Origin of the sequence: Snodgrassella sp. CFCC 13594 (assembly GCF_001590725.1) — a bacterium.
Taxonomy (GTDB): domain Bacteria; phylum Pseudomonadota; class Gammaproteobacteria; order Burkholderiales; family Neisseriaceae; genus Snodgrassella.
Window position 1 is genome coordinate 1 of sequence record NZ_LQXR01000044.1, and the last position, 3,235, is coordinate 3,235.

General features: G+C 41.8%; 4 protein-coding genes. 2 read left to right on the top strand and 2 right to left on the bottom strand.

The genetic code is table 11. The features are described 5' to 3' along the window. The first annotated feature begins 109 nt into the window (after window positions 1-109). Together A2F46_RS11475 and A2F46_RS11480 are read left to right on the top strand one after the other, a co-directional pair. Window positions 110-430: a transposase gene (locus A2F46_RS11475; protein ID WP_066570582.1), complete on the top strand. Its 321-nt coding sequence runs from the start codon at window positions 110-112 to the stop codon at window positions 428-430. 11 nt (window positions 431-441) lie between these two features. Beyond that, window positions 442-1,293 carry an IS3 family transposase gene (locus A2F46_RS11480; protein ID WP_231867793.1) on the top strand — a complete coding sequence of 284 codons (852 nt, stop codon included), beginning with the start codon at window positions 442-444 and terminating at the stop codon, window positions 1,291-1,293. A 7-nt stretch (window positions 1,294-1,300) separates the two neighbouring features. Here A2F46_RS11480 and A2F46_RS11485 read toward each other — a convergent pair whose 3' ends face one another. Together A2F46_RS11485 and A2F46_RS11490 are read right to left on the bottom strand one after the other, a co-directional pair. Next, the gene (locus A2F46_RS11485; protein ID WP_066570587.1) at window positions 1,301-2,269 is read right to left on the bottom strand and encodes a chloride channel protein; all 969 of its coding nucleotides are present in this window, start codon (window positions 2,267-2,269) and stop codon (window positions 1,301-1,303) included. Window positions 2,270-2,511: 242 nt separating this feature from the next. Then, a partial coding sequence (locus A2F46_RS11490; protein WP_156471644.1) for an iron-containing alcohol dehydrogenase occupies window positions 2,512-3,235 on the bottom strand: 724 nt, incomplete at its 5' end.

The following is a 3,235-nucleotide window of genomic DNA, read 5'->3' on the forward strand; positions in this document are numbered from 1 at the left end:
GCATGCTCTGGTGGTCACTTGCCTGACGCTTTTCCCAGCTATCCATGGTCATATTGTTTGATCTGCCATCGAATTGACGGACACCTAATAACGAAACAGGAGGTGTTCTATGAAACGAAATCGATATGATGAATCATTCAAATCTGAGGCAGTTAAATTAGCTTTATCTAGTGAAGTCAGTTATACAGAAATGGCTAGGGACTTAGGTATAAACTATAAAACCCTATGTAATTGGATTAAGCAGACTATGACTAAGCCTAAACCAAATAATCCTAAAACGAGCACAGAACAATCCAAAACCCCAAGTAAGCAAGATTATCAAGCATTAGAACGGCACAATAGAGCTTTACAGAAAGAGCTGGATCTACGCAAACGGGAGATTGAGTTTCTAAAAAAAGCCAGCGCGTACTTTGCCAGCCTGAAACAGTAAAGTACGCATGGATTGCTGAAAATCCCAGCTTATCCGTTAGTCGTCAATGCGAAATAATGAATGTATCACGTAGTGGTTACTATGATTGGCGAAATCGTTCTTTATCAAGACGAGCGGTAGCTAATGCCCAATTAGATAAGCACATCACACTCATTTATCATGAGCATGCTGGCCGTTATGGTTACCGTCGAATCAATGAAGAGTTGCGCATTATGGGTATTCAGGCATCACTAGAACGAGTGCGCCGTCGGATGAGCCGTTTAAACTTAAAAGGCATACAGAGTTGTCAGTTTAAACACACCACCAACAGTCGGCACAGTTTACCGATTATGCCCAATTTGTTGGCACAGAATTTTAACGTTACTCATCCAAACCAAACCTGGATAGGTGACATCACCTACATCAAAGTAAAACAACAATGGCTTTATCTTGCTGTGGTAATAGACCTATATTCACGTCAAGTGATAGGCTGGTCATTTGGAGAACGTATCAACAGCCAGTTGGTGGTTAATGCATTGAAATCTGCGCTGTATAAACGGGCTTATCCTAGCAGTGTAATTGTGCACACAGACAGAGGAAGTCAATATTGTTCACGTCAGTATCAGCAAATCATTCAATCATACGGTTTACGAGCCAGCATGAGTGGTAAAGGCAACTGCTATGACAATGCTGCCTGCGAGAGCTTCTTTCATACTTTGAAAGTGGAATGGATTTATCAACAAACATTTGAAAATATGGATGAGGCGCGCAGAATGATATTCTGGTTTATTGAGGCATACTACAATCGTAAACGAAGACATTCAACACTGGGTTATTTAAGTCCGGTAGACTACGAATTGGTCAATAAAAAAATGGCCGCTTAACTGTCCGTTAAAATGATGGCAGATCACCTGCGGCAGTAGCTAACATAACGGACAGCCATTTCCCAGCAAACAAAGCCAATGCATATTTCCATCCTATTGAGGCATCAAAACTCAGTTCAGTACCTGCTTTACCATTGCCTAGAATTTCAGGTAGCCACATTGCCAACAGGCCAATAACGCCAAAACATAGTACCGATGCAAGAATCATTATTGCCCCATTGCGGGGTACCTTTGACACTATAGTGAGATTGCGCTCAAATAAGTATGCGCCAATAGCAAGAAATGGACCGGCTAGAAGTGACCAAAATAGAAAATTTAGGTCTACCTGTAGTGACGGTAAGGTATATTGAACGGTATCACCTAGGCCCCATCTAGATATGCCAACAGAAACTCCACAACAAATTAATGCGGCACCCACAGTACGCCGATGCCAAGTAAATAGTAAAGTTTCCAAAATAAATACAACTGATGCGAGTGGCACATTGTAAACTGCGGCTAAGCCTGCTCCAGAGCCACAAGCGATCAATATATGGCGCTCAGTCTTAGTCAAACGTAGACACTGTACGACTCGTTCACTAAAAGCTGCAGCCATTTCCCTAGGAGCTGACTCACGACCAAGCGGGGAGCCCATTGCTACAGTGATAATTTGAAGCAATGCATGGATTATTGTTGTTTTAAGTGGAAGTTTTTGTGATGTATTTACAGCCTTCTCTATCGTAACGAGTGGTGCACCAAGACAACGTATTAGCCACCAGCCAACGCCAGCTAACAAACCACAACAAAGCAGTGCAACCAAGCGACGCCACGGAGTGGCTTGTTCAACTATTATTCGGAATGATATATGTTCACGAGGTACTACTCCATACACCTCATGCTGGACTATGTGCAATAACCAGGTAAGGAAAACACCAGACAAACCAGCCAAAATGCCTATTAGCAGTAATGCCAAAATGAATTTTGGGTAAAATCGGATCATGAAGTTTATTTCTCAATGGTTGCTCTACTAACTGTAACTAAACTGGAATTTTACTAGGAAATATTCTGCATTATCGACAATGATCTGAGCTTGTCCAAGTAGATTCGTCATCTGTTTGGGTTAATATGATGACTTCTTTAGTTGGGACTGTTTTCTGAGGAAAATAGATCGTGGATAACAGACTAAAAAATAAACACCATCAAGAAGATGGTGTTTAGTCGAAATCCGGCACTAGTAAAGAGTTAGTATGCAGCTTTAAAAATGCCAATAACCTGTTCTTTAGTAGGTTGAATCGGATTGGTTAAACCACAAACATCTTTCATTGCATTCTCAGCAAGTATCTCAAAATCTTCTTCTTTTACACCCAACTCACGTAAAGACTTAGGAATACCCACTATAGCAGCTAACTTCTTAATGGCACTGATGACGTCAAGGTCTTTCAAGTCTGCATTATTGGCACCTAAAATGATACCCACTTCATCCAATCTTTCCTTGGCAGCGCTTAAATTAAATGCTTCAACGTGTGGCAAAAGTAATGCGTTGCATACACCATGAGGTAGGTTATAAAACCCTCCTAACTGGTGTGCCATTGCATGTACATAACCTAATGAAGCGTTATTAAACGCCATCCCTGCCAAAAATTCTGCATAGGCCATTTGCTCCCGAGCCAGTGTATTTGTAGGTTCAGTAACCACGATCGGTAAATTGATTGCAATCAAATCCATAGCCTTCACAGCACAAGCATCCGTAATTGGATTGGCGGCAGTAGAGACGTAAGCTTCAATTGCATGGGTCAGCGCATCCATACCGGTAGCAGCAGTCAAAGAGGCAGGCATACCCATCATCAGAGAAGGATCATTGACTGAAAGATACGGTGTAACATGTTTATCAACAATGGCCATTTTAACGTGGCGCTCTTCATCCGTAATAATGGTAAAGCGCGTCATTTCAGAAGCCGTACCTGCT

What these genes read in the sequence shown, in the direction of transcription:
- A2F46_RS11485 (WP_066570587.1), bottom strand. Translation starts at nt 2,269, where the DNA reads ATGATCCGATTTTACCCAAAATTCATTTTGGCATTACTGCTAATAGGC.
- A2F46_RS11475 (WP_066570582.1), top strand. Translation starts at nt 110, where the DNA reads ATGAAACGAAATCGATATGATGAATCATTCAAATCTGAGGCAGTTAAA.